The sequence below is a fragment of the Limnobacter sp. genome (assembly GCF_964228395.1).
Taxonomy (GTDB): Bacteria; Pseudomonadota; Gammaproteobacteria; order Burkholderiales; family Burkholderiaceae_B; genus Limnobacter.
The window spans coordinates 1-2,890 of record NZ_CAXQZX010000104.1; the positions used below are offsets into that span (position 1 = coordinate 1).

The window sequence follows — 2,890 nt, forward strand, 5'->3', positions numbered from 1 at the left end:
TTCAGTGCATCGGCCGTACCGTAGTGATCGATCATCACCGAGTGATCAACCACCAGATCGACCGGGACCAGCGGCTCAATTTTTTTGGGGTCTTGCCCCATGGTTTGCGCCACATTGCGCATGGCCGCGAGATCTGCCAGCAGTGGCACGCCCGTAAAGTCTTGTAGCACCACACGGGCCACAATAAAAGGAATCTCGTCAACCCGTTTGGCCTTGGGCTGCCACCCTGCCAATTGGCGAATGTGTTCCTCGGTCACTTTTTTGCCATCGCAGTTGCGCAACACCGATTCCAGCACGATTCGGATTGAAACCGGTAGGCGCTCCAGTTGGGCAAAGCCGTGTTTAGCCAATTTGGGCAGGCTGTAAAACTGCCCTTTGCGCCCTTTGGCTGTGGTGAAAGTGTCAAGGCATTGAGAATTCAGGGTTGACATGGTGTGTTTCTCCCTTGGTTTGAAATTAGTGCAAATGCATGCTGCTGGGCAGTTCAGAATCCTCGGGCAATTCCGCATGCATCAGTTCGCCCTCTGCGTTGGGGTACAGCGGCGATCCGCAGTCTTCACAGTACTCCAATGGAAAGCGTTCTTCCAGAACGTGAATATGGCGAATGCCCACCTCTTTGAGCAGGGCTTCAATTTTGGAGCGAATCACGGGGTTGTCTGGCTCACTTTCAATGTCTTTTTCGTAAACCGGGTCCGGTTCGTTGCCGTACTCCTCGCCGATGAGGGGCCACACCACGCCGTGTACGATGTCGTTGCTGCCCTCGAGCGAGAATCCGATTCGATACTCTTCAATTTCGCCGCGTTCAACAAAGGCACCCACACTGGCGCGTATTTTCTGGGTGGGCACATCCAAAGCGCTTTCAAGGAAGGCAGCGGATGCACGCACGGAATATGCGCGTGCTTCTTTTTCTGCCTCGCGGCAGGCGTTGTACAAACCATTCGGTAACAGCAGTTCAAGCAAACAGCCTGGCATGATTTTTTGCAAAGCCTGACCGCCGGTGAGGCGCCAGTTGGCCAATACTTCCTCTTTGCTCAGCAGGGTGCCATTGGCATGGCTTTCAACCTGCCACTTGAAAGCAGGCATGCCCACTGGCACAGCGATGGCGCCAATCAGATAGCGCACATCGCTTAAAAAGCTCTGGGTGGCCGGCAGGTTGTCGGTGTCAATGCGAACCAGGTTACGGTCTACCGCGGCCTGGCCCAATTGGCGCGCCAACTCGGCTGCTGCGGTGTAGCTTTCTGGCAGTTGGTCGGGGCTAAACAGCATGTTGGTGAGCACCAAATGTGCATGGTCCGACAAAATGTTTTTCTGCAGCAGGGCGGTGAATTCGGCAACCGTGGCTTCTTCGATCTTGCCTGACGGTATGTTGTAAGTGGACCAGGCCAACACGGGCGCAGCCAGCAACAGGATGTCTTCAGACTCACTGATTTGTGGGGATTCCACCGTGTTTTCGATGGCAAATGCCAACTCGTCGTAGGCCCGGTAGTGGTGGGCGTACAGGTGGTCCAGGGTTTGCATTAAGGTGGTGTCGCTGCGGCCCTCCAACATGGGGGCCAGGGCTGCAAACAGCTTTTTCTTCCAGAAGCGCCGCTCGAGCCGGCTACCGGAATCGGCCAATAAAATCGCCAAATTCGCCAGAGGCTTGGCGTATTTGGACAGTTTTGATCTTGATGCGGTGTTGAGTGGTTTTCTGCGCATGGGTAGTCCTTGTGAGGTCCTCCCCATTGTAGTACGAGTTGCCGCGACCCTCGCCCCGGGTTTTTCATTTGCCCCGAAGATTGGACTGATCGGTCAAGCCGGGTCGTACCCATTCGGGCGGTGCCCAAATGTGTTTAAGCCTTTGCCACACCGGGCCGGGCTTCAGCGCATCGCCAAACATGTCTTTCCACTCGTGGGTGTTTAAGGTCCAAATGTTGCTGGTTTTTGGTTGGCGCACAATGCCATAGTCCACAGCCGCCGCTTCCGGTTCGAAGGTGCCAAATATTCGGTCCCAGATGATCAACACACCGCCGTAATTTTTGTCGATGTATTCAGCGTTGCGCCCGTGATGCACCCGGTGATGGCTGGGTGTGTTGAACAACCATTCGAACCATACAGGTAGCTTGTGCACAGCCTGCGTGTGCACAAAGTATTGGTAACCCAGGTTCACCCCGTAAGCCAGCAGCACAGCCCAAACCGGGAAACCGATGATGAGCATGGGTGCCCAAAAAATTTGATGTAGGTTGACCGCGTAAAACAAGCTTTGACGCATGGCTGTTGTGGTGGTCATGTTTTCACCACTGTGATGCACCACATGCGCGCACCAGAACCAGCGAATGCGATGGCTGGCGCGGTGGAACCAGTAATAACAAAACTCGATTCCAAGAAAAAGACCCAGGAAGTTCAACGGGGTCACGTCAATGGTCGCGATTCGGAAACTGTAGATCCACTCCATGAAAGTGGATACAAACAGCGCAAACCAAACCAACTCCATGGCTTGGTAGCTGCCACCGAGCAGCATGTTGGTGATCACTTCATTCTTTTTGAAGAAGAACGATTTTCCCACGCGCTTGAGGTAGAGGTACTCCAGCAAGGTTGCGCCAAGAAACACAGGGGTGAGCAAGGTTAAAAACACCTGCTTCCAGTCAGGATTTGGTCCAAACATGAGGTTAAACAGTGGCATGGCTTGGTCAATCAGCGATTCCATGGTTGCTCCGGGCAGAGGTTTGACCTTGTTATTGTGATGGGCAGTGGGCAAGTTGTATTGTGAAGAGCAGCCTTTTTTTTGTGAAATCGCGCCAGGGTTGGCGCTGCGCTTTTGGCCTGGTTGGCACAGGTCGCTGGGCCTGGGAGTGGGTCTGTGGAGTGCTGCGCGCAGCCTGTCGGTTTGATTCGCTTGCTCCTTGAAGCA

At 54.1% G+C, this 2,890-nt stretch carries 3 protein-coding genes; all 3 read right to left on the bottom strand.

Annotation, left to right across the window (positions count from 1 at the left end):
* A partial coding sequence (locus ACEQU8_RS08680) for an aconitase family protein (RefSeq protein ID WP_370262976.1) occupies positions 1-431 on the bottom strand: 431 nt, incomplete at its 3' end.
* A gap of 25 nt (positions 432-456) precedes the next feature.
* Positions 457-1,698, bottom strand: a complete 1,242-nt coding sequence (locus ACEQU8_RS08685) for a DUF2863 family protein (RefSeq protein WP_370262978.1) — start codon at positions 1,696-1,698, stop codon at positions 457-459.
* A gap of 64 nt (positions 1,699-1,762) precedes the next feature.
* Complete coding sequence (locus ACEQU8_RS08690) at positions 1,763-2,686, bottom strand: sterol desaturase family protein (protein WP_370262979.1); 924 nt, start codon at positions 2,684-2,686, stop codon at positions 1,763-1,765.
* Positions 2,687-2,890 lie beyond the last annotated feature (204 nt).